Source organism: Pseudaeromonas pectinilytica (genome assembly GCF_054780855.1).
Genome location: NZ_BAAGVN010000062.1, coordinates 1 through 667, shown reverse-complemented (window position 1 = coordinate 667; position 667 = coordinate 1). Strand labels below are relative to the sequence as shown.

1 protein-coding gene is annotated in these 667 nt (G+C 59.2%); it reads right to left on the bottom strand.

Annotated elements, in window-relative coordinates; genetic code table 11:
- Positions 1–617, bottom strand: a 617-nt coding sequence (locus ACYVG7_RS04695) for a transposase (protein WP_460882069.1), incomplete at its 3' end; no start/stop codon positions are given.
- Positions 618–667 lie beyond the last annotated feature (50 nt).

The following is a 667-nucleotide window of genomic DNA, read 5'->3' as shown; positions in this document are numbered from 1 at the left end:
TATTGGCGCGCCAGATTGAGCTTCCGGCGTCCTCCTGAGCTGTACAGACCGAGATATCGAATACTCGCCTTCCCCGGCGTGGGCACATGCTCCAGCCAACGTTGTATAAAGGTCGCCATGGTCAGTTGGGCGACTGCTGAGCCATGGGTGCGGTGTGACTGATACCGAAAGCGCACCTGACTCGGCGAGACACTGAGTAACTGCGAGTTCCGCAGCGGACCGCCCTTGATATAGCGGGCCAGATATTTAGCGACCCCGGAGGCATGGTCATAGCGCTGACAGCAATGCACCACCCACGCTTTACGTCCCAGNAGTTTGCCGCGATAGACCATCATCAGCGGCTTCTGCGGGAACAGTACCGCCTTGCGCGGCGCTATCCAGTCTCCAGCCTCATTGAGGCCGCCATGAGTCAGCAGACAATGCAGATGCGGATGCAGCGATAAGTCACGGCCCCAGGTGTGCAAACAGGACATGACGCCGGGCATGGCAGCCAAATACTTGGGGTCGGCACTGAAGGCTCCAAGCGTGCGATGTACGGCGGTGAACAACAGTTCAGCCAACCGCTCCCGATTAAAACGCCACAGCGGATGCAACTCGGCGGGCAGCGTGAAAATCATATGGTGGTGTGGGCAATCGAGCAGCACCGAGCGCACCCGCAACAACCAGC